This is a genomic window from Pseudomonas beijingensis, assembly GCF_030687295.1.
GTDB lineage: Bacteria > Pseudomonadota > Gammaproteobacteria > Pseudomonadales > Pseudomonadaceae > Aquipseudomonas > Aquipseudomonas beijingensis.
Genome location: NZ_CP117425.1, coordinates 4,719,264 through 4,740,571, shown reverse-complemented (window position 1 = coordinate 4,740,571; position 21,308 = coordinate 4,719,264). Strand labels below are relative to the sequence as shown.

The following is a 21,308-nucleotide window of genomic DNA, read 5'->3' as shown; positions in this document are numbered from 1 at the left end:
GGGAAAGGGATGTTCACCGAAAACGCACCGGTTCAGGTTGCCAAGGCATTGTGCTCAGCCGTCAGCGCTCGATTCGCATTGGTATGCGGGCTTTCACTCTTCATCGCGGGTTGCGCCGTTCCAACAGGGACGGCGCATCTTTTTAAGGTTCAGCCCACTCGTCCCGCGACGGACGTCAATAAGTTTGAGGCTGCGGAGAAACTGAAGGACGATTGGGAAAGCGCCCAGCAGGCTCAGACAGACGTCGTGAAAAAGAAAGGGGTGACAGCCGCTGAAATTGATGCCGCCAATACACACACGCTCCAAGCCAAAAAGAAATTCGAAAACGCCATTCGCGATTGGAAAGCCGACCGCCTGCGCATTGATGGTGAGATTTTCAGCACCGATAAAGCCGGTGCCATTCGTAGACCCGACGGTAGTGGTAACGGTGGCGATGTGTTCGCTATCTATTTGACGGATGCTTACTTTAAATACCTCAAGGATCTCGGCGGGGTGAACGAAGTTGTGATCGTTGTCGAGTTCACAGAAGTGGGGGGCGAGGATAAAAGCGCAACGGTGACCAAAGTACTCGGGCCTTACCTCGGGGTTGCCGATAACTCCAAGCCGAATTTGCTGAATAAGTTGTTGTACGGACCCAAAAAGCTCGAGTCCGATCACCTGTCGATGAAACTGACCGTGTTGGAGTACGACCAGGGCGAGAACGAAGACTCTGCTGCTTTCCTAGACTTTATCGGATCGGCCAGCAAGACATTGTCCTTGGCCAACCCGATAACAGCCGCTGAACAGGTGTTTGCCAAAGAAGTCGCCAAAAGTCTGTTAGCTCTCAACAAAGATGATGTTGTGTTGGAGATCGACGTGGATATGGTGGCAGGCCCTGACGATGAGGCCGTGGAAGGTAACGGTTCGATACTGACGCTTAAGCCTGGGAATTACGTGCTGATTAACCAGGAGCGCTGTGCTCCCACCAACTGCTATTTTTATTTGACCAATCGGGGCAATAAAGAGAATCCGTTGGCTTGGCTGGGGGACACATTGATGTTAGTGCCTACCGCCATGCGGCGCGGTTGGACTGACACGCCAGACGGTACATCGTTGAAGGACATCCAGGCTGGCGAGATCGAGTACGCGAATCATGGTCTGCAACAGCGCGGCAAAAACGAGACGTTCGTTGACAAGACTTGGTTGTCGTTTGCGGTCCACAAGGGTGGCGATGATGTGCTCTGGGGGCGGCGACGTGCGTTGATCGAGGCAGAAAAAGCCGTCCAGTACATCAACAGGCAAGAGACGAGTGCGCTGTTGAAGAGTGCCGACTATGAGCGTGCCAGGACGGCACTGGATGCTGCCCAGCAGGCCGAGCAGGAGAGCCGGAGTGGGATAACCTTTGTTTCACCGTTGGATGCCAAGGGACGATTCGCGCCTTCAGTCCAGAGTGATTCATTTTGCCTTACGCACGCTAAGCCGGTCAGCACCCCCAAATACTCGCTCTATCGATTAAACGAGGCTGCTGCACCCACGCCGATCGATAGCGTGGCTATTGTTCCTGACAAGTCCACATCCAGCGTATCGTGCTTCAGCTATACCGCAAACGAATTGAAGTCTGGCAAGTATCAATTGGTCGTGACCACGCCCGGGGAAATGATCCCGGTGACCCAGACTGCGGTATTTGAGATGTTGCCATGAGTGAGGGGGAGTGAAACCGGTTCGATAGGCAACCCTGACCGGCATCGTCATGGCGAATAGCAAGCCGGCCAGGGTTGTTTACAACTCAGCGGACAGTCAATTGACCGTGATGTACGGGTCCCACGTGTTGGTCGGGCCAATCTGGTTCAGGTCACGATCCAGCAGAACGAAGTAGATTTGGTACCAGAGCTTTCCTGGGCTCAGCGCCGTTGATTGCCACATGGTGTACATCACATCAGTTTTGGAAATACCGCCGGGGGCAGCCTTGTTCAGATAGGGCACCACGCCGGGGATGTTGAAAGAATTAGGTTTCGAAATGGTGCCCTTGTAATCACCTCCCTGGTGGGGGTCGCCGATCTCGACGTCCTTGATCAATGCGATGCGGTCGAAGTTGCGCGACAGCGTGGTGGCGCGCCAGCGAATGATGTCACCGGGATTTACGTCGAACCACAACTCGTTGCCGCCTTCGCCTTCGCCGGTATTGATGTTGGCATGGCTGTCGACGGCACTGCGGGTCACCAGCATGGCAATCGCGCCGCCTACATCGTTGGGGTGGGCGAGCAGGTAATCGGCGTCAACGTTGACAAGCACGTCAATGGTTTGGGTCGCTCCAGACATTTTGTTGCTCCTTGAGGGGAATGACATTGACGACCGCGCCTGCAAAGGCGTCCGGGCCACCCGGTCCCTGGGTGCGGTCTCGAGAGGAACGATAGGTGATGGCTTTGTAGTGTCAAATTTCGAATTCTTGACGCTGGTGAAGCCGAGCGAAGCGCAACACAACCAAGGCTTTGATTTACCTGTGGCGTGGTCAATCACTCAATGGGTTTTGTCTGGTTTGCGGGTGGTATCAGTAGCCAAAGGCGCACGGACGTTGTCGGCGATTGCTCCCGATCTCGCCGAAGACTAGGATGGTGGCCAGGGGGTAGATGCCCTTGCCCGCGAAGCAGGAAAAATCAGTTCGGGGCTTGATCGGCCGCCCACTGCTTCCATTTCTTCGGCAATGAAGTGGTTCACCAGGGCGCTGTACATCTTTTCGATGGCATCCGGGCTCAGGCCCTCGGCCTCGGCCCATTCCCGCCATGTCGCGAGCATGGCCTTGAAACGCTCCGGCGCCCGTACCGACGTGGCCGAGCAAGGCTTGGCTGACACAGCAAGTCTGATGGAGATGGAGTTTATTCAGCATGGATAGCGGTGTTTTTGGCGGGCTTATGGTCATGTTGTGCTGGGGGATTTCAGACTTTATTCAAAGCCTGATGATTCGCCAGTTAGGTACCGCAAAAACAATGCTGGTGCGCAATATATTCACCTTTGTGGTGGCCTCCCTCTTGGGGGCCTATTTGATCATTTCAGACCAGCTCAGGTTCGACACCCACGCCGTGTTGATCATCACTTGCAGCTCTGCCGCCTACGTATCAGGGTATTATTTCTACATGCGAGGGTGCGAAGTCGGCAACTTATCCCTGGTTTCTCCGATTGCTTCTACCTACAGCTTGGTCACTATCCTTTTTTCCATCATTTTCCTACAAGAAAGATTGGCCCCGGTTGCCTGGATTGCCGTATCTATTATTTTTATTGGTATTGTCATGACCTCCGGCAATATCTTCCGGTCACTGCGTGGTGGCTCGCAAGGTTTCCTTCAGGCTATCTTGGCCATGGTTGGCTTTGGCGTGGCCTTTTTTATTCTTGGTTTTTCCGCTAAAGCACTTGATGTCACGAATGCTTTCTTTTACTCGGCATTAACCCAGGCTGTTCTTTTTACTTCATTGGCGCTGACCAGGAACGGCAAGCTGGAGAAAGGGGACGTGACTCAGCGTCGCGGATGGATTTTCTTCGCGCACTCTTTGTTGGTCAATGCAGGCTGGGTGTTTTATATATTCGCCTCCAAGATGGGTGACCTGTCGTTAGTGACGCCTATCAGTTCGGTGTACTCCGGTGTGACTGTGTTGTTAGCTATCGCGATCTACAGAGAAATAACGACAGTAGTACAGAAGGTTGGGATAGGTACTGTTCTTGTTGGCGTATTTCTACTAAGTTACAAGTAATCGAAAATTATCCAGTAGGCACTCCTTGCTTTAAGGGATGGCTAATATTGTTGTGTTGAATGCATCAGTTGGTCATTTAGTACTGCATGCATAGCCCGTTTAAGTTTTATGTACCGATCACAGTAGAGGGATGCGGTGTGTTTGGCGAAGCGGGTGGCCGGTTTGGGGCTGCCTTGCAACCCCACGTGGCGGTGCGACGTTTTGCTAAATCCTCTCGACCCCCAGAGAGGTGACGATCAGGTGTCGGATTGCCGGGCCGTCCAGTGTTTCATCTCTTCGGCAATGAAATGATTCACGAGGTCGCTGTACATCTTTTCGATGGCATCCGGGCTCAGGCCCTCGGCCTCGGCCCATTCTCGTCGTGTCGTCAGCATGGCCTTGAAACGCTCTGGCGCCCGTACCGAGGTGGCCGAGGTCTTGAACTTCGAGGCCGCGAGTACGTATTGAAAACGCTTGCCCAGCAGTTTGATGACCGCTTGGTCGAGGGCATCGATTTCGCCTCGGATGTCCTCCATGTTGACGCACTCCGAGGGTTGTAGCCGATTGCAGACTTCCATGTAGATCACTCCATTGGTTTGAGCGGGATCGGCCCAGCCTGGGCCGATGTGTTGATGGGGGTTAAAAATACCAATCCTCGGCACGAACGACCCGGCAAAAGGGGCCGGCCAGCGTTGCGTTGTGATGGGCGATGATCACTGGCGCCTTCACGTCCGGCGTGTCGGCGCACGTATGACCATCGGCGATCAGCACGGCATCGAAGCCCAGGTCCCGGGCGGCGCGGCACGTGCTGTCGACACAATACTGGGTTTTCATGCCTGCGATAACCACGCCCTCGGCGCCACGGGCCTTCAGTTGCTCGACCAGATCCGTCATGGCAAACGCATTGGGGCGGTTTTTTTCGAAGATTACCTCATCGCCTGTTAGCCGCAGTTCCGGCAGCAGTTGTACCAATGGACTTCCCGGTTCGATAGGCGAGCCAGGCGGACCGACATGGCGAGCCAGGAAGATAGGGGCACCAGCGCTACGAGCCTTGGTCAACAGGTTATTTAACCTATCCAGCAGTGCTTCACCTGCCCAGGGTTTATCCGGGCCGTGAAACAACCCAACTTGCATATCGAGAATCAACAGTGCGTGCATCGTGCTTTCCTTGCGTGTGGGCCAGCGACGCAAGGGCAAAAGAAAAGGCCCTTACCATCACTGGCGGGCCTTTGAGATTCGTGGGTTTATGCGCTCACGACACCTCACAACCCGCCTGGGCGGTCGTGGTTGTGGTGGTCGAGGTGATCATTGGGCGATTCATGGTGCTGACAATATCGGCACTCCATCGGGTTTGGCAAGTGTGGGAGCTTGCTTGTGAAAGCGGTCGTTCAGCTTGCAGAGAGGTTGGCTGTGCTGCCGCCATCGCGAGCAAGCTCGCTCCCACAGGTGGCTTGGGCTGGCCCGCAAATCGAGCCGCGCCACCGATCAAACTGTGGGAGCGAGCTTGCTCGCGATGGCATTTGATCAGTCAACCAAAATCTCAGAACCGCAGGTCTAGTCGTCCATATCTTCCGGCTCCAGCGCTTGCAGCCAGCGGTTCTCCGAACGGCTCAGATGCTGGCGCATCGAGGTTTGGGCGCCGAGTACATCCTTTTGGGCTACAGCGCGCAGAATCGCCTCATGTTCGACGACCGCAGCTTCCCACGTCAGGGCGTTCTCCGAGTGTTTGCTCAGGTGAGCCGAAATCGGGTTGTGTCGTTCATCGAACAGGGCAGTGATGATCCGCACCAGGGCGCAGTTGCCGCTCATCTTGGCCAGGCGCTGATGGAATTTACGGTCATCCTCCAGCGGAGGCAGGCCGTTGGCGATGCTCGCGCGCATGGCATCGATGCAGTCCTGCAGGTAGCGGTAGTCGCTTTTCTTGCCATGCAGACACGCCAGGATCACCGACTCGCCTTCGATCAGCGCACGCGCCTGCATCAGTTCCGAAGGGCTCTCGCCCAAAGTCATGCTCGGGGTTTTTCCGTCCTTGGACCGGGCTCGCACATACACGCCGGAGCCCATCTTGATCTCGATGTCGCCGTCTATTTCCAGGGCGATCAGCGCCTCGCGAAGCGACGGTCTGGATACCCCCAACAGTTGGGTCAAGTCGCGCTCGGGAGGAAGCCTGGAGCCTGCTTTGAAATCCCCCTGGGCGATGTAGTTGCGCAGTTGATCGGCGATTTTCTGGTAGGGCTTGCGTTCAGCTGCGTTGATCGGTGAGACCATGGGTGGAAGTCCATCGGAGAGTGCGCAAAGGCTACCATAGGCGCTTGATGGTGGGAGCTTGCTCGCGAAGGTGGTGGGTCAGCTTGCATCAATGCTGAATGTACCGGCGTTTTCGCGAGCAAGCTCGCTCCCACAGGAGAAGGGGGGGAATGACTCCTTTGTTCACATCACCGCACCGATTTGCCAAGGCAGGAACTCGTTATCGCCCAAGCCGTTTTCCTCGCTGCAGGTGCGATGCCCGGATGCGGTCGCGAGCATCAGTCGGAATAGCCGCTCACCCGCTTGGGCCACCGATTCCAGGCCGTCGACAATGCCGCCGGCGTTGAAGTCCATGTCCAGCTCCATGCGTTGAAACAGCCGGGTATTGGTGGCGATTTTCAACGAGGGCGTGGGCTTGCACCCGTAGGTCGAGCCGCGGCCCGTGGTGAAGCAGATCAGGTTCGCGCCACCCGCCACCTGGCCGGTGGCCGACACCGGGTCGTAGCCGGGGGTGTCCATGAACACCAGGCCCCGGGCATCGACCGCTTCAGCGTATTGGTAAACGCCCATCAGCCCGGTCGCACCGGCTTTCGCCACGGCGCCCAGGGATTTTTCCAGTATGGTGGTGATGCCCCCGGCCTTGTTGCCCGGCGAAGGGTTGTTGTTCATGTCACCGTCGTTGTGGCGGACGTAGGCTTCCCACCAGTGGATGCGCGCCATCAATTTTGCTGCGATGTCAGTAGACGCGGCGCGGGCCGTCAGCAAGTGTTCGGCCCCATAGATTTCCGGGGTTTCCGAAAGGATCGCCGTGCCGCCCTGTTGCACCAGCAGGTCCACGGCCGCGCCGAGTGCCGGATTGGCCGTGATGCCGGAGTAGCCATCCGAGCCGCCGCATTGCAAACCGACGCATAAGCGACTGGCGGCAACGGTCGTCCGCTGGCATTGGTTGATGAGGGGCAGCATCGCTTCTATGTGGGCGATGCCACGTCGCACGGCGTCGCGAGTACCCCCTTCGTCCTGGATGACCAGGCGGGCCTTGAGTGCCGGGGGGCGATCGCCCAGTTCATTCATCAATGGGGTGAGTTGATTGACCTCGCAACCCAGGCCGATCAGCAGCACACCGGCGAAATTGGCGTGGTCGGCATAGCCGCGCAGGGTTCGCTTGAGGATGTCGATGCCTTCACCCTGGGCGCCCATGCCACAGCCGCTGCCATGGGTGATCGCAACGACGCCGTCGACGTTGGGGAAGTCTTTCAAGCGCTCGGCGGAAAAGGCGTTGGCGATCTGCTTGCAGACGGTTGCCGAGCAGTTGACGCTGGAAATGACCCCGATGTAATTGCGTGTGCCGACGCGTCCATCGTCGCGGACGTAACCTTCGAAGGTCGCGGGCTGCTTGCTCAACGACGTTGGGACATAAACGTTCCGTACGCGGTGTTCAGCCGTGCTGGTTGGCATGTCCAGGTTGTGCACGTGGACGTGGTCGCCAGGCTCGATGGCCTGGGTTGCCTGGCCGATGGTCTGCCCGTACTTGAGCACCGGCTGGCCGGCCAACACCGGGCGCAGGGCGATCTTGTGGCCGGACGGAACCGCCTGCCGGGCGATCAGGCTGATGCCGTCGGCACTCACTGGCTGACCTTCGGCGATATCGCCTCGGGCCACTGCGACGTCATCGCCGGGTGTTAGAACAAGCAAAGAAGAAGGCGGGTTCATGGGGCGTCCTCTGATGCCTAGCACTCGATGATTGCCTTGACGACACCTTGCTTGGGGTCGAGCAAGGTGGCGAACGAATGGGGCACGTCGACCAGTGTCAGTCGGTGGGTGTTCAGGGCTGCATCCGGAATCAAGCAGTCGCGCAAACATTGCTCGACGTGCCGGAAGTCTTCCCTGGGTGGCGTTGCGGCTGCCCATCAACGTGGCTTCGCGCTTGTGGAATTCAGGGTCGGAGAAGGTGATGGAGTCCCGAACCACCGAGATCATCACATAGGTGCCGCCGTGGGCGATGAACTCGAACCCACGCTCCATGGCCCGGGCATTACCGGTGGCGTCGAACACCACGTCGAAAAAATCTCCTTCGGTCAGTTCGGCCAGGGCTTGCTTGTCGCCTTCGCCGATGTGCACCGCCGCGTGGATATCCAGGTGTGCCTTGCAGAACGACAGGCGATCCTCGCGGGTATCCAGGACGGTGACTTTCGCACCGCGCAGGCTGGCGAAGATCGCCGCCGCCATGCCGATTGGGCCGGTGCCGACCACCAGGGCGTGTTTCTGCGCCTGGATGTTCGAGCGCCGCACCGCGTGAGCACCGATCGAGAGGAATTCGATCATCGCAGCCTGGTCCAGGGAAATCCCCACGGCTTTGTGCACGAACGCATGGGGAATGCTCAGGTATTGGTGAAAGCGCCGTCGCAGTGAACCCCCAATACCTGGATACGGGTGCAGCAGTTGGTCTTGCCCTGACGGCAGGCGATACAAGTCCCGCAGGACAGGTACGGCATCACATAGACGACATCGCCGACAGCCAGGTCGCTGGCCTCGTCGGTGTCCTCCACGACGCCGGAGAACTCGTGGCCCATGACCCGCGGACATTCGAGGTACGGTTGATTGCCGGTGAAGATATGCAGGTCGGTGCCGCAGACCCCGACGCGCTTGACCCGGATAAGGATCTCTCCCGGTTTCCTGAGGGGGTGTTCACGTTCGATGGCGGTGAGCGAGCCGGGTTCGTTACAGATGACTGTCAGCATGGCGATGCTCCTTGGCTGGCCTACGGACAGTGGCTGCCTGCAGGCGGGAGGAGGGTTGTGAGCGTGCGGCTGCCGGGACCGGGGCTCTCTTTTTTGTTGTAGGCGAGCGGTGACCTGCACCCATGACCTGGGTCCGAAACTACAGGCCAAGAAAAATATTGGCAAGACCAATTAATAAAAAATAAAGATTGGACTGACCAGTGTGTGGCCTGGGCGCCGCCCGGCACTGCATCATTTAGTGAACCCAGGTCCATCCCGACGGGTCACTCGTTTGTCAGGAACGAAAAACAGGATGGATCCTCTGATGCGACCTATCGATCTCGCCAGCCTCTCCTTTGCCACGCTGCTGTGCGTGGCGTGCTCAAGCCAACCGCCCGCGACATGGAGCTACGCCGACGCCCAAGGGCGAGCCAATCTCCCCCCCGACCAGGCCTACCCCGAGCTCTTTGAAGCGGTGCAGCGTGGGCAAATGTTCACCGACCAGAAGCATTTCGTGGACGCATTGCCCAACCGTGATCCGGCGCAGATCCGCGCCGATTACCTGGTCCAACGTGGCCGCGACGGTTTCGATATCAAGGCCTTCGTGAAAGGCAATTTCATTGAATCCGGCGAAGCCGAAAGCCCGGCACCCAAGCCCGGTGCTCCGATCAAGGAACACATCGACAGCCTCTGGCCGGTACTGAGTCGGTCCTACAGCCAGGTGCCGGCCTACAGCAGTTTGCTGCCCTTGCCACAGCCTTATGTGGTGCCCGGCGGACGCTTTCGCGAGATGTACTACTGGGATTCGTATTTCACCATGCTGGGGCTTGAGCAGAGCGGCGATAAGGCCCAGGTCCGCCAGATGACCGATAACTTTGCCTACATGATCGATACCTACGGCCACATTCCCAACGGTAATCGAACCTACTACCTGAGCCGGTCGCAGCCACCGTTCTTTGCCCATATGGTGGAGTTGCAGGCGCGCATCGAAGGTGACCAGGCGTATGGGCGATACCTGCCACAGTTGCAAAAGGAGTATGCCTATTGGATGGAGGGCGCCCAGGCACTCAAGCCCGGTGCGGCCGATCGGCACGTGGTCAAACTCGCCGATGGCAGTGTGCTCAACCGCTACTGGGATGCCAGCCCGACGCCGCGGCAGGAATCCTGGCTGCAAGATGTCAGCACCGCCGAACAGGCGCCGGAGCGGCCCAAGGAGGAGGTCTGGCGTGACCTGCGAGCCGGCGCCGAAAGCGGTTGGGACTTCAGCTCGCGCTGGCTGGACGATGGCCAGCACCTGGCGAGCATTCGCACCACGGCCATCGTGCCCGTGGACCTCAATAGCCTGATCTATCATCTGGAACACACCATCGCCAAAGCCTGCGAGACGGTGCAGAACAGCCCCTGCGTCCAGGCTTACGGCCAGCGCGCCGAACGGCGCCAGCGGGCCATCGAGCAGCATTTGTGGAATGCCGACAAAGGTTTCTATGTGGACTACGACTGGCAGCGCAACCAGCAACGCCAACAGCTCACGGCCGCGACGCTTTTCCCGCTGTACACCGGCCTAGCCACCACCGAGCATGCCAATCGCACCGCCGATGCGGTCCGTGACGGCCTGTTGCGTGCCGGCGGTCTCGCCACCACCCAGGTCAGCAATGGCCAGCAGTGGGACGAACCCAACGGCTGGGCACCGCTGCAATGGATCGCGGTGGAAGGGCTGGCCCGCTACCGGCACACCGCATTGGCGCAGCAGATAGGCAGTCGCTTCCTGCAGCAAGTCGAGAACCTTTACCGCAAGGAAAACAAGCTGGTGGAGAAATACGACCTGTCCGGACGCGGCGACGGCGGGGGAGGTGGCGAATACGAATTGCAGGACGGCTTCGGTTGGACGAATGGGGTGACGCTCAAACTGTTGGATAAATATGGCGGAACGTCCCCAGCCCTTGTGAGTGAGTGAATGCAACATACATCCCCTGTGGCAGCGAGCTTGCAAGCGATGGCGGCGTGTCAGTCGCCCTCAATGCTGCTGAACCGCCGCTATCGCGAGCAAGCTCGCTCCCACAGGATTTGGGGTTTGCATTCAATCTCGCCATCACCCGAATGGAGAGCTCTTTGATCGTTCCCACGCAGGATGCGTGGGAACGATCGAACTCCACCCACCACTAGGCCTTAGACTGAAACCGTGGCGAGGGAGCTTGCTCCCGCCGGGCTGCTCAGCAGCCCATGAGCTCCCTTCACCACAATGAACCCGCCCAGTCTCAAGTAAGCGCCATCGCACCATTCGGAACATCACCCTCCGGCAACACCACGTGCGGGCTGCCTGGCGTCAAAATGACCTTCCTGCAATCCTCCTGCTTCTTGTCGAAAAGCTTGTAGCCCTCGGCGGCCTGCTCCAGCGACATCCGGTGGCTGATGATCACCTCAGGGGACAAGCGACCGGTCTCGATATGGCCAAGCAGTTCGGGCAGATAACGCTGCACGTGAGTCTGGCCCATCTTGAAGGTCAGGCCTTTGTCGAACGCATCGCCGAACAGAAAGCCGTGGATGAAGCCGGCATACACCCCCGGCACGCTCACCACACCGCCGCGCCTGACTGCCGCAATGCATTGGCGCAGCGCCTTGCCGCTGCTGCCTTCGAGCTTGAGCGTGGCCAGCACCGTTTCGGTGGTGCTGCCCTTGGCCTCGAAACCCACCGCATCGACCACACCGTCCACGCCGCGCATGCCTCTGGTCTGACGAATGATCGTGTCTGCAGGGTCGTCGTCTTCATCGAAGTTGATTGGTATCACGCCGTAGGTTTGCTGCGCGTAGGCCAGGCGATAGGGATGATGATCGACCATGAAGATCTGGTCGGCGCCCAACATCCGCGCGCAAGCGGCACTCAACAGACCGACGGGCCCTGCGCCGTAGATCGCGATACTTGAACCCTTGCCGATCCCGGTGTTGGTGACCGCTTGAAACGCGGTCGGCAAGATGTCCGAGAGGAACAGTACCTTTTCGTCCGACAGGGTTCCCGGCACCTTGAACGGCCCGGTGTTGGCCTTTGGAACACGTACGTACTCGGCTTGGCCGCCCGGTATGCCGCCGTACAGGTGGCTGAAACCGAAAAGCGCCGCGCCCGGTGGGATGGCCTTCTTGTTCAGGATCGCGCCACGCCCGGTGTTGGTGGTTTCACAGGCGGCAAACAGATCCATCTGGCAGAAAAAGCAGCTGCCGCAGGCGATCACGAACGGAATCACCACACGATCGCCAGGTTGCACCGCGGTCACCGCTGAACCCGTTTCCTCGACGATCCCCATGAACTCATGTCCGAAGATATCGCCGTGCTCGACGGCGGGGATTTTCCCGCGATAGAGGTGCAGGTCGGAACCGCAAATCGCCGTTGCCGTAACCCGCAGAATGATGTCGTCGCTGTCCACCAGGACGGGGTCGGCGACCGTATCGACTTTCACACTGTGGGCACCGTGATAGGTGAGTGCTCTCATGACGTCCTGCCTCTCTTGATAGTGGGTAAAGGGCAGAGGGGCAATTCTGGACGGAAGTTCAGAGAGATGATGGGGCGTGGGACTAGCGGTCGTTCTGTGTCGCGAGGGTACTCTTGGACGGGGTCCGGTAGCGCTGCCTGTGTCCTATCGTCGGCTTGTCCAATACCGGACGACAGCTCCCTCGCGTCCCTGCACCGGATCCCTCTCGGGAAATGGCAGGGTGGCGATCTTCGCCAGTTGGGCTTCGTTCGGTGCTTCGCGGCAGATGTCGGCTTGTTGACCGGGAGGGTAGGCGCCGACTACCAGGAAATTCTCGCTGGCGTGCAGGTTGCAGTGGCCTGTACCGGCGGGGAGCAGCAATACGTCACCGGCTTTCACCTCGAGGACATGTCCCTGCGGCCCGCCAATCATCAAGCGCGCCTGGCCACTGGCGACGCCCAGTACCTCATGACCTTCGGTATGGTAGTGGTGGTAGCTGTAAATCCCATAGCGCCATTGCGGGGGCCAACCATTGGCGCGAAAAGTCTCTTCGATCAACGCCGCCGCATCGCCGTCTCGAACGGCGATGGCGCCGGGGTAGACGAGCACGGGCAGGCGCGGGTTGTTGGGGACCCAGTCGTTGCGCTCCAATATCAGAGCCTGCACGGAATCCGATCTTGCGTTAAATGTGCTCATCGAACAATCTCCGCAGGCTAAACCTGCTCGTACACCGTCACCCGATTGCGCCCGGTCTTCTTCGACGTATACAGCGCCTGGTCGGCCCTGGCGATCAGGTCGGCGTGGTCGTTCGAGGGCTGGCTCAGGTCGGCCACGCCCAGGCTGACGGTGAAGCGGATAGTCTGGTCGTTGAACTGCACTTGCAGCGCTTCGACAGCCTTGCGCAGGCGCTCGGCGAAAATCTGTGCGCCGGCCTTGTCGGTGTCCGAGAGCACCACGCCGAACTCTTCACCGCCATAACGCCCGGCCACGTCGGACTCGCGCACATGCTCGTGCAGCAGCCTGGCGACGTGCTCGATGACCTTGTCGCCGGCCTGGTGACCGTAGGTGTCGTTGACCCGCTTGAAATGGTCGATATCGAGCATCACCAGGCTCAACGCATGACCGTAGCGCTGGTGCCGGGCGTAGGCGGCTTTCAGGTTGCTCTCCCAATGACCGCGGTTGTACAGCCCCGTCAGCCGATCGGTGCTGGAGAGTTGCTGCAGCTGTGCGTTGGCGGCCTGGAGTTGATGCCGGTTGGTGGCGACGTCGGTGACGTCATAGATCACCAGGCAGATGTGCTTGATGGTGTTGTCGGGCGAGCGCAGCGGCAGCAGCGTGGTGTTCTGGTACATGAACGCCTCCTGGCCGGTGATCGGCTGGTAACTCTTGAAGCGCATCAAGTACGGGCGCTGCTCCCAGACCGTGAATGCGGGCGTGCCCAGGGTCGCGACGCTTTCCACCTTGCGGCTGAACCATTGGTGATCGATTTCAGGGAACAGGCTGAAAAAATGCTGGTTGTGGGCGTCCTTGGGTTGCACCCCGGAGCGGTTCTCCATGAAGGTGTTCCAGACTTGCACGCGGTACTCGCGGTCGAGCACCACCACGCCGACGTCGATGCTCTGAACGATGGCCAGCAACCAGTGGAATTCGTTCAGATCGATGGATTCACTCATGGCTCAGTTCATCAGGTAGGCGAGTTTGTGGGTCAACCGTTCGATGGAGTCCTCCGTGAACAGCAGCAACAGGTCGAAACGAATATCGTGCCCTTCCAGGCTGTAGCTGATTTCCACCGCCAAGGTCTTTTTCCAGTGCTTGCTGTTGTCCCGGATCAGTTCCTCGATAGCCGCGTGCTGGCCGAGAATCTGCGGGTGGCCCTGGGAAAACACCACGTCGATCTGTTCGGCAATGCTGCTCAGGCACGCGCCGATCAAGACGCTGGAAAGGTCCAGCAACATCTCCAGGTCCGAATAGTCGGCGCTCTGGCGCTGCATCAATTGCGCGATGTCGGCGACTTCCGAGTCGTGAAAGATCAGCAGGGCTTCGCCAGCAATGCCGCTGCCGATAAAGCCCTGGCAAATTGCGGTGAGTTGCTGGGAGCTGCCGACGTCGTTCAGTGCCATGTGCAACTCACCGACCTCAAGGAGGTTCACGTTCGGCACCGGCAACTGCACAAAGACCCCCAAGACCTTGGCAATCAGCGCCGCCGCCCGACCGATGGCCACGTTGACCGTCTCGCGGAACACATCGTGAAAACCGATGGCCGTGTTCGTGGTCGAACGATTCTGGACCGGCACCTGACCGGGCTGGGCCAGGAGCCCCAGCCGCGCCAGTGTCTGGCGCAAATCGTTTTCGTCGAACGGTTTTTTCAGGAACGCCAGCGCGCCCAGCTCAAGCACGCGGCGCACCGCCTCATCCTGGACGTCACCGGAAATCACGATGACCTGCGCCTTCAATCCCTCGTCGCGCAAGGCGCTCAACACCTGGTAGCCATCCATTTCCGGCATGGTCAGGTCCAGCAACACCACATGCCCCAGGCCCTGGCGTATGGCGTCCATGGCCTGGCGCCCGTTGACCGCCTCGGTGACCGAGACCGGCCAGTCTGCCGGCAGGGCCCGCAACACCTGTTTGCGCGCCATGTTGGAGTCGTCACATACCACCAGGGGAATCAACGACACAGGGATGTCCATCGACATTCAACGGCAGGGGAGGAGGCGCTACTGCGTACGTCATTCATAGGCTTGCAAGGACCCTTTGATTAACAACCGGGTTTATCAAGCTTAGCGTCCTGTCCGAGAATTGCAGGGCACGGTTGTATTAAAAACTGGACCAATAAGTCAGGGCCGTCAACTGCACTTCGTCACTCACACCCCACGCAAAGCCACGGTCGGCGTGCGATTGGCGTGGCAGGCACGGTTTGTGGTCTATAGTTTTCAGCAGACCCGGAATCCTTCCGTGCCGGCGATCAGGGACGACGCACGCCCGCGCCGTAGCTGCATCGGATACCCGCAGGCCGTCAGCAGTGGACAATGCAGGGAGCAGACCATGGCGATCCAACGGGCGAGTGTAATGACGTCGACCCCGGGTATCGTTCATCGTGAAAACGCCCTGGCCGATGGGACGAACAATTTGCTTGGGCGCGGCTTCGACCAGGCCAGGGAAGCCTACATCCTGTTTCCGCTGCTGGCCGTTCTGCTGTTGCTGGTCATCTGGGCTGGCACCTTGTACCTGATCAAGGTCGAACAGATCCGCGCGCAGCAGGAGATCGCTGAGGCGAGCCTGGAAATCGGCGCCACCTACGAAGCGCAGATCCTGCGGGCGATGCGTGAAATCGATCAGACCCTCAAGCTGGTCAAATACGCCTACGAGTCCGAGCGCGAGCCCAACCCGCTGCCCAAGCTCAAGGCACGCGCCTTGCTGCCTTCGCCTTACTTGTTTGACGTCAGCGTGGTAGACGCCAGCGGCCGGGTCGTCGCCAGTACCCAGCCGAACGAAGCCGGAAGCCAAATGGCCAAGGATGAGCTGCAGACACTAGGGCCGGACACGGCGCTGTCGATCAGTCGCCCGTGGAAAAGCCCGGTGACGGGGGAGTGGAAGTTGCGGTTCAGCCGACGGCTCGATGGGGGCGATGGCGCGTCCGCCGGGATCGCCATGGTCGAGGTCGATGCGGCCTATTTCGTCAGCAGTTATGACGCCTCGAAACTCGGCAATCACGGCTTGCTCGGCCTGTTGGGAGTTGACGGCATCTTCCGGGCACGGCGCAGCGGGGAGGACGTATCGGCCGGTGACTCGATCGATTACGCCACCGTGGTACCGGACACGGAAAACACCGAAGCCGTACGCGCGATCGATGCAGGGGACGGTGTGCGGCGCTACACCAGTGCCCGCCAGCTCTACGACTTTCCACTGGCGGTGATCGTCGGGTTGTCCGAGGAGGAGCAACTGGCCGCGGTGAACCAGCAAGCGCGTACCTACCTCTGGCGCGCCGCGGGCGGCAGCCTGGTGCTGGTGTTGCTGGCGGGGTTGCTCGCCCGGATGAGCTGGCAACTGGCGCAAAGCCGCTTGCGTGCCGGCGCAGCGAAAATTGCCTACGCGCAAAGTGTCGAGTACCTGGCCTATCACGACGGCCTGACGGCGTTGCCCAATCGCAGCCTGTTCAGCAAGTTGTTGAGCCAGAGTATCAGCGAGGCCAGCCGTTACGATCGGCAACTGGCGGTGCTGTTCCTTGACCTCGACCGCTTCAAGCAAGTCAACGATACGCTGGGGCACGATGCTGGCGATCAACTGCTCAAGGAGGTGGCGCTGCGCCTTGAGGCGTGTCTGCGCGGCAGCGATACGGTGGCCCGATTGGGCGGCGACGAATTCGTGATCTTGCTGCCGGAGTTGTCGCAGGACAACGACGTGGCGACCACTGCGCAGAAAATCCTGACCTCCATTGCCCGGCCTTTCAACCTCCAGGGCCAGGAGTTCCGGGTGACCGCCAGCGTCGGCATCAGCGTGTTTCCACAGGATGGCCTGGACGAGCAGACACTCACGAAAAACGCCGATATCGCGATGTACCAGGCCAAGCAACGTGGCAAGAACAACTTCCAGTTTTACTCCGCGAAGCTGAACGCGGACTCACTGGAACGGCTGACGCTGGAACTGAGCTTGCGCCACGCCCTGGAGCGCCACGAGTTCCAGTTGCATTACCAGGCCAAGCGGGACATTCGCAGTGGCCAGATCACCGGCACGGAAGCGCTCCTGCGCTGGAATCATCCCGACCTGGGGATTGTGGCACCCATGCAATTCATCCCGGTGGCGGAAGAGACCGGTTTGATCGTGCCGATCGGCAAGTGGGTGCTCAAGACTGCCTGCCAGCAAAACGTTGTCTGGCAACGACAAGGGCTGCCGCACCTGGGCGTCGCCGTGAACCTCACGGCACGGCAGTTTGCCGATGAGAACCTGCTGACGGACTTGGCCGAGATACTGGCCGAAACCGGCATGGATGCGCGCCTGTTGGAACTGGAGATCGCCGAGAGCCTGCTCATGCAGGACGTAAAAAGGGCGTTGAGTGTGTTGACCGGGCTCAAGCGCTTGCAGGTCCGCATCGCCATCGATGATTTCGGGATCGGTTATTCGTCGCTCTCCGCGCTAGAGCAGTTTCCGCTGGATGTCATCAAGATCGACCGCTCGTGTATCTGCGATACCAGCAGCGTGTCGGAAGACAAAGCCCTGACCGAGGCCATCATCGCGATGGGCCGGACCCTCAGCCTGACCGTGGTGGCCCAAGGCGTGGAAACCAAGGAGCAGGCCGATTTCCTGCGGGACAACGCCTGTGATGAGTTCCAGGGTTTCTACTTCAACAAACCGGTGCCCGCCGATCAGTTCAAGCTGTTGCTGCAAGCCCAGGCGGCTGACACGGGGCTCGGCACGTAAAGTAAAGCCCCGTTGATACGTAAAGCCTCGTACTCATTGCGACTCAAGCGGCAGTGCCCTGACGCTGCCGTCCAGCTCCCGTGCCTCGATATAGCCGATGGTGTCGGGGTTCTCTGCAATACGTTTCTTGACCTCCGCCCCGCTTGAAACCGCCTGCGGCGGCTGGCCCCGGCCGGTGAAGATGATCTTCGACCAATGCGCCTTGAGCTGGGCTGCGGACTTGCCGGTGAACGTTGTGTAGAACTCATCACGGGTCGGTGAATCTTCTGTCTGGTCAATGGGAATCGCCTGTCCGCCGCCGGGAAAACGACTGGCCTTGCCCAGGAAAATATCCGCCACCTGATTGCGCGCGAGTGTCTTCACCGGGCTGGACGTGGCGACGACCACCACCACCTCGGCCTTGACGGCAACGCTGGTGGTGCTCAGGGCGAGCCCAGCCATCGCGAATCCGATGAGTCTCACAACCCACATGACCTGCTCCATCAGAAGACAAAATCCACAGCCAGGCTGATGACGTTGAGCGAGCCCCCCGACCTGAAGTCCGGTTGGGGATTGATCAACGGACCGACCGAGTTGCCCTTGAAACGTGTGTGATCGAATTGCACTTTGGCGTCCATGTTCTTGGTGAAATCCCAGCGCATGCCAAGGGAAAGGGTCTGCTGGCCTTCGTTCGAGCCCAGGACGCTGTTGAGCGCACCGTTGAGTTCGGCGGCCGTGCCCGCCAGGGCCGGAGGCAAGGCCGCTATCGTCAGGCCCGGGCTGGAGACTTCTGTTTCGGTCCTGGAGCGCGCGTAGGTGACATAGGGGGTGAACGCTTCGATGCGGTACCCGCCGCTGATGTACCAGGCGCTGGTCCTGCCCAGGCCGGAACGGCTGTCGAGACGGCCCCATTCACTCATGACGAACCAGTCACCCGGATCGTAGCTGGCGCCCACGCCGATGAAGTCGACGGGGGTGTCATCGGAGTCGTAACGATCGGCGATGGCGATGCCCTCCGGACCGAACGCCCTGAACGTGTCGAAGAGTGAGTTGAACTGTTCCAGGGTCAGGTCGGCTTTCATGTAGGTGATTCGTGTGGTGAGAACGTCGAACTCGGTGGTGTTGGTGACACCCCAGAGATTTCTCGTCAAAACCTTGCCTGCACCGTCGGGTTGACGGGTGTCGTTCTGGCCGTAGTGCGCCTGCACGGTGTTGGTGATTGCATCGACACGAAACCGGTAGCTGCCATCGATGCCGTCGCTGCTGGAAATCGGCATCAGGCTGTAGACCTCCATGGGCGCGCGCACCCAGGGCAGTGTGTAGCCCACTTTGCGGGTGTCGGAGACCAGGAACGTCGGCAACACGGTACGGCCAATACGGGCGTTTAAATCCGGGGTGAACTGGTACTTGATGTTGGCCCACTCGACGAAGGGCCGGTAACTGTTGTCGTAGCGCTGTTCGGAAATGACCTGCACCACGGCTGAAAGCTGTGGGGTGAAGGTGGCGGTCAGTTGCGCGCCTATCAGGCTGTCGACGTCGGCGCTCCAGTTGCGCGAATGCCCGGCGCCGTTGGGCTTGAAGATACTGGAGGTGAAGTCGGCTTTCTTCTCGCTGGAATGGACAATCCCCACCGTGCCGAAACTGCTTAGCGAGAACATGTCGGCCGCGTCAGCATTGGCGCCGCCGGCGTACAGCGTCACGACTACCAGGGCCAAGGTCTTGGGCTTTTTCACCATGGGGTCAAGGTAACCTCGTTGCGTGGATCGCCATTCGTCTGTTCCTTGTAACGTTGGCTGAAGCTGCGCGTTTACCACGCACTCTAGATTGCCAGTTTGAGCGTGAAGGTCGCGCCCGTTCCCGGGCCGTCGCTGTGGGCCTCCAGCGAGCCGCCCATCTCCATGGCCGCCAGGACGCAGCTGTGCAGGCCAAAACCATGGCCGTCCTTGCGCGTGGTAAAGCCGTGGGCAAAGATCCGCGTCAGGTTCTCGGGCGCTATGCCTTCGCCGTTGTCGATGACCTTGATGACCAGGGTGTCTGCTTGGGGGATCTCGCTCTGAAGGATGATCTGGGGGGTAAGCTCCGGCCGATCACCCATCGCCCTGCTGGCGTTTTTTATCAGGTTGATCAGGATCAGCAGCACCCGGTGCTTGTCCAGTTGCAGCAAGGGCGTTTCGGCCAGGTCCCGCACCACGGTGATCCGATGCGCCGCGATGATGCCAGCGTTCATGCGTAGGGCATCCTCGATCAATTCCTTGACCTGCACGGTTTCGGCAAGGCTGGATGGGCCTGCGTAAGATTGCTGGGCGGCGACGATTTCCTTGATGTGATCGACGCTTTTGCTCAGTTGGCCGAGTTCTTCGGTCATGCTCTGTTGCTCGACCGCAAGCGCGTCCACCAGCTGGTTCAGGTAGCCGGGCAGCAGCTTGCCTTTCTCGTCGTGGGCGATGAAGTCGCCGAGGTCATCGGCGTGCTCGTTCATCATTTGCACCGCCTTGCCGAGCCCCAAGGCCTTGCTGGTGCGCAGTTTGCGGGTGACCAGGTCGGCGGAGATATTCACGCTGTTAAGCACATTGCCCACGTTGTGCAGGACGTTGGTGGCGATTTCGGCCATGCCGGCCTGGCGAGCGGCGGCGGCCAGTTGGGCCTGGGCTTCGGCGGCGCGCAAACGGCTTTGCGCCAGTTGCCAGCTCATCCGGGCGAGCACGCCCACCAGCAACACCAGCAGCAGGCTGCCGCCCGCGGCGCGCCAGAGGTAGGTACGCGCTTGCTGGTTCACCGCGGCCAGTTGCTCCTCCTCGGACAACCCGACGATCACCGCCAGTGGAAAGTCGTAGAGCTGGCGGGCACTGGTGTAGCGCCGCACACCATCACATGCATTGACCGAGAGCACCGCCGCGGTGTTTTCAGCGTCCGGCACCACGGCCGTGTACTCGACCGTATCGCCGGCCAGTACCGTTTCTCCGGTGCGCCGTACGCGGAAGAGGCCGTCCGTGCCCAGCAGTCCGAGCGCCCCCTGTTCGCCGAGTTTCGAGGCGTCGTAGCTGCTGACGAAATAGGCCGCATCGACCTCGACCCTGGCGATCCCGGAAAGCCTGCCATCCACAGCGTCGAGTCGTCGGCTGAAGCGCAAGCGCCATTCTCCGGTGACCGGGCTCTTCCACGGGTGACTGATGGACAACGAGTCGCTGCGCCGCAGCGTTTGCTGCTCATCCAGGTCAGCGATGTTCTCCCGGTCGTTGACCCGCGTACTCGCCACGAGCCGGCCGTCCGGATTGACCACACTGACGTCAAACACCAAGGCCGGCGGCAACAAGGCCCGCTCCTGGAGCCGGCGCAGGGGATTGGGTTCGCCCTCGGTCTCGTAGGTGTATTTGACCAGCTTAAGGGTCTGATCGATTTCATGGATGGCACGCAACATTTGCGCTTCGTAGGTGGCGCCCATTTCCAGGCTGGCCCTCGCGGCGCTCTGCTGCGCGCGAAGGTGTTCGACCTTGATCAGGTAGAGGGTAGCGCTCCAGATGGCCAGCAACAGCAGAGCGGCCAGCAGCGGGAACAGGATGTAGGCTTCCTTGGCCTGGCCGAAGGCGCGCCGAAGCACGCCGGCTTCGGTGGCGCCATCGGCCTCTGCACAATGAGCAGTGCCAGGGGCCAACCTCAATGTCTCAGGCCGCTGGATCGGCATGGTGTGCTCCCTGCATGGTTCGACCGAAGGCTGGTGGGCATCCGACACGGTACGGCTCGAGGGGGTGTAGCTCCTGAGGGCTCGAGCGAAAGATCCTGGGATCTGT

16 protein-coding genes and 2 pseudogenes are annotated in these 21,308 nt (G+C 59.9%); 4 read left to right on the top strand and 14 right to left on the bottom strand.

Going from position 1 to position 21,308, the window contains the following annotated elements:
• Positions 1 to 9: 9 nt before the first annotated feature.
• Positions 10 to 1,680, top strand: coding sequence for a hypothetical protein (locus PSH84_RS20965; RefSeq protein WP_305481725.1), 1,671 nt, complete (start codon positions 10 to 12; stop codon positions 1,678 to 1,680).
• Positions 1,681 to 1,776: 96 nt separating this feature from the next.
• Here PSH84_RS20965 and PSH84_RS20960 read toward each other — a convergent pair whose 3' ends face one another.
• Positions 1,777 to 2,298: an AidA/PixA family protein gene (locus tag PSH84_RS20960; protein ID WP_122565697.1), complete on the bottom strand. Its 522-nt coding sequence runs from the start codon at positions 2,296 to 2,298 to the stop codon at positions 1,777 to 1,779.
• Between the two features lie 335 nt (positions 2,299 to 2,633).
• Positions 2,634 to 2,835 (bottom strand): annotated as a pseudogene (locus tag PSH84_RS20955) (chorismate mutase); the annotation flags it as partial.
• A 26-nt stretch (positions 2,836 to 2,861) separates the two neighbouring features.
• Here PSH84_RS20955 and PSH84_RS20950 point away from each other — a divergent pair.
• Positions 2,862 to 3,722: a DMT family transporter gene (locus PSH84_RS20950; RefSeq protein ID WP_122565695.1), complete on the top strand. Its 861-nt coding sequence runs from the start codon at positions 2,862 to 2,864 to the stop codon at positions 3,720 to 3,722.
• Between the two features lie 236 nt (positions 3,723 to 3,958).
• Here PSH84_RS20950 and PSH84_RS20945 read toward each other — a convergent pair whose 3' ends face one another.
• The 5 genes and pseudogenes from PSH84_RS20945 to PSH84_RS28815 form a co-directional block, all read right to left on the bottom strand.
• Positions 3,959 to 4,279 carry an isochorismate lyase gene (locus PSH84_RS20945; RefSeq protein WP_122565694.1) on the bottom strand — a complete coding sequence of 107 codons (321 nt, stop codon included), beginning with the start codon at positions 4,277 to 4,279 and terminating at the stop codon, positions 3,959 to 3,961.
• Between the two features lie 61 nt (positions 4,280 to 4,340).
• The gene (locus PSH84_RS20940; protein ID WP_122565693.1) at positions 4,341 to 4,859 is read right to left on the bottom strand and encodes a cysteine hydrolase family protein; all 519 of its coding nucleotides are present in this window, start codon (positions 4,857 to 4,859) and stop codon (positions 4,341 to 4,343) included.
• A gap of 396 nt (positions 4,860 to 5,255) precedes the next feature.
• The gene (locus tag PSH84_RS20935) at positions 5,256 to 5,969 is read right to left on the bottom strand and encodes a FadR/GntR family transcriptional regulator (protein ID WP_122565692.1); all 714 of its coding nucleotides are present in this window, start codon (positions 5,967 to 5,969) and stop codon (positions 5,256 to 5,258) included.
• 162 nt (positions 5,970 to 6,131) lie between these two features.
• Positions 6,132 to 7,658 (bottom strand): UxaA family hydrolase, encoded by a 1,527-nt coding sequence (locus PSH84_RS20930; protein WP_305483187.1) that lies wholly within the window; start codon positions 7,656 to 7,658, stop codon positions 6,132 to 6,134.
• Between the two features lie 17 nt (positions 7,659 to 7,675).
• Positions 7,676 to 8,686, bottom strand: a pseudogene (locus tag PSH84_RS28815) (zinc-binding alcohol dehydrogenase family protein).
• A gap of 304 nt (positions 8,687 to 8,990) precedes the next feature.
• Between PSH84_RS28815 and treA the strand changes: the two are divergent.
• Positions 8,991 to 10,619 carry an alpha,alpha-trehalase TreA gene (gene treA, locus PSH84_RS20915; protein WP_305481723.1) on the top strand — a complete coding sequence of 543 codons (1,629 nt, stop codon included), beginning with the start codon at positions 8,991 to 8,993 and terminating at the stop codon, positions 10,617 to 10,619.
• 301 nt (positions 10,620 to 10,920) lie between these two features.
• Here the strand turns inward: treA and PSH84_RS20910 are convergent, their stop codons facing one another.
• The 4 genes from PSH84_RS20910 to PSH84_RS20895 all read right to left on the bottom strand — a co-directional run bounded on the left by PSH84_RS20910 (position 10,921) and on the right by PSH84_RS20895 (position 14,813).
• Positions 10,921 to 12,147: a zinc-dependent alcohol dehydrogenase gene (locus PSH84_RS20910; RefSeq protein WP_122565688.1), complete on the bottom strand. Its 1,227-nt coding sequence runs from the start codon at positions 12,145 to 12,147 to the stop codon at positions 10,921 to 10,923.
• Positions 12,148 to 12,291: 144 nt separating this feature from the next.
• A complete protein-coding gene (locus PSH84_RS20905; protein WP_122565687.1) occupies positions 12,292 to 12,822 on the bottom strand; it encodes a cupin domain-containing protein in 531 nt (176 codons plus the stop codon).
• 17 nt (positions 12,823 to 12,839) lie between these two features.
• Positions 12,840 to 13,799 carry a sensor domain-containing diguanylate cyclase gene (locus PSH84_RS20900; RefSeq protein WP_305467318.1) on the bottom strand — a complete coding sequence of 320 codons (960 nt, stop codon included), beginning with the start codon at positions 13,797 to 13,799 and terminating at the stop codon, positions 12,840 to 12,842.
• Positions 13,800 to 13,802: 3 nt separating this feature from the next.
• Positions 13,803 to 14,813: a response regulator gene (locus PSH84_RS20895; RefSeq protein ID WP_122565685.1), complete on the bottom strand. Its 1,011-nt coding sequence runs from the start codon at positions 14,811 to 14,813 to the stop codon at positions 13,803 to 13,805.
• A 379-nt stretch (positions 14,814 to 15,192) separates the two neighbouring features.
• Here PSH84_RS20895 and PSH84_RS20890 point away from each other — a divergent pair, with 379 nt between their 5' ends.
• A complete protein-coding gene (locus PSH84_RS20890) occupies positions 15,193 to 17,541 on the top strand; it encodes a bifunctional diguanylate cyclase/phosphodiesterase (protein ID WP_305481722.1) in 2,349 nt (782 codons plus the stop codon).
• A gap of 33 nt (positions 17,542 to 17,574) precedes the next feature.
• On the opposite strand, the gene PSH84_RS20885 is transcribed toward PSH84_RS20890, so the two are convergent.
• The 3 genes from PSH84_RS20885 to PSH84_RS20875 all read right to left on the bottom strand — a co-directional run bounded on the left by PSH84_RS20885 (position 17,575) and on the right by PSH84_RS20875 (position 21,202).
• The gene (locus PSH84_RS20885) at positions 17,575 to 18,012 is read right to left on the bottom strand and encodes a type 2 periplasmic-binding domain-containing protein (protein ID WP_122565683.1); all 438 of its coding nucleotides are present in this window, start codon (positions 18,010 to 18,012) and stop codon (positions 17,575 to 17,577) included.
• Between the two features lie 11 nt (positions 18,013 to 18,023).
• A complete protein-coding gene (locus PSH84_RS20880) occupies positions 18,024 to 19,256 on the bottom strand; it encodes a porin (protein ID WP_305467313.1) in 1,233 nt (410 codons plus the stop codon).
• An 83-nt stretch (positions 19,257 to 19,339) separates the two neighbouring features.
• Complete coding sequence (locus PSH84_RS20875) at positions 19,340 to 21,202, bottom strand: ATP-binding protein (protein WP_305481721.1); 1,863 nt, start codon at positions 21,200 to 21,202, stop codon at positions 19,340 to 19,342.
• Positions 21,203 to 21,308 lie beyond the last annotated feature (106 nt).

Bases quoted from the DNA above. Each gene is read 5' to 3' on its own strand.
- PSH84_RS20950 (WP_122565695.1), top strand. From the start codon at position 2,862: ATGGATAGCGGTGTTTTTGGCGGGCTTATGGTCATGTTGTGCTGGGGG.
- PSH84_RS20910 (WP_122565688.1), bottom strand. From the start codon at position 12,147: ATGAGAGCACTCACCTATCACGGTGCCCACAGTGTGAAAGTCGATACG.
- PSH84_RS20940 (WP_122565693.1), bottom strand. From the start codon at position 4,859: ATGCACGCACTGTTGATTCTCGATATGCAAGTTGGGTTGTTTCACGGC.
- PSH84_RS20965 (WP_305481725.1), top strand. From the start codon at position 10: ATGTTCACCGAAAACGCACCGGTTCAGGTTGCCAAGGCATTGTGCTCA.
- PSH84_RS20930 (WP_305483187.1), bottom strand. From the start codon at position 7,658: ATGAACCCGCCTTCTTCTTTGCTTGTTCTAACACCCGGCGATGACGTC.
- PSH84_RS20890 (WP_305481722.1), top strand. From the start codon at position 15,193: ATGACGTCGACCCCGGGTATCGTTCATCGTGAAAACGCCCTGGCCGAT.
- PSH84_RS20935 (WP_122565692.1), bottom strand. From the start codon at position 5,969: ATGGTCTCACCGATCAACGCAGCTGAACGCAAGCCCTACCAGAAAATC.
- PSH84_RS20880 (WP_305467313.1), bottom strand. From the start codon at position 19,256: ATGGTGAAAAAGCCCAAGACCTTGGCCCTGGTAGTCGTGACGCTGTAC.
- PSH84_RS20875 (WP_305481721.1), bottom strand. From the start codon at position 21,202: ATGCCGATCCAGCGGCCTGAGACATTGAGGTTGGCCCCTGGCACTGCT.
- PSH84_RS20945 (WP_122565694.1), bottom strand. From the start codon at position 4,279: ATGGAAGTCTGCAATCGGCTACAACCCTCGGAGTGCGTCAACATGGAG.
- treA (WP_305481723.1), top strand. From the start codon at position 8,991: ATGCGACCTATCGATCTCGCCAGCCTCTCCTTTGCCACGCTGCTGTGC.
- PSH84_RS20900 (WP_305467318.1), bottom strand. From the start codon at position 13,799: ATGAGTGAATCCATCGATCTGAACGAATTCCACTGGTTGCTGGCCATC.
- PSH84_RS20905 (WP_122565687.1), bottom strand. From the start codon at position 12,822: ATGAGCACATTTAACGCAAGATCGGATTCCGTGCAGGCTCTGATATTG.
- PSH84_RS20960 (WP_122565697.1), bottom strand. From the start codon at position 2,298: ATGTCTGGAGCGACCCAAACCATTGACGTGCTTGTCAACGTTGACGCC.
- PSH84_RS20885 (WP_122565683.1), bottom strand. From the start codon at position 18,012: ATGTGGGTTGTGAGACTCATCGGATTCGCGATGGCTGGGCTCGCCCTG.
- PSH84_RS20895 (WP_122565685.1), bottom strand. From the start codon at position 14,813: ATGGACATCCCTGTGTCGTTGATTCCCCTGGTGGTATGTGACGACTCC.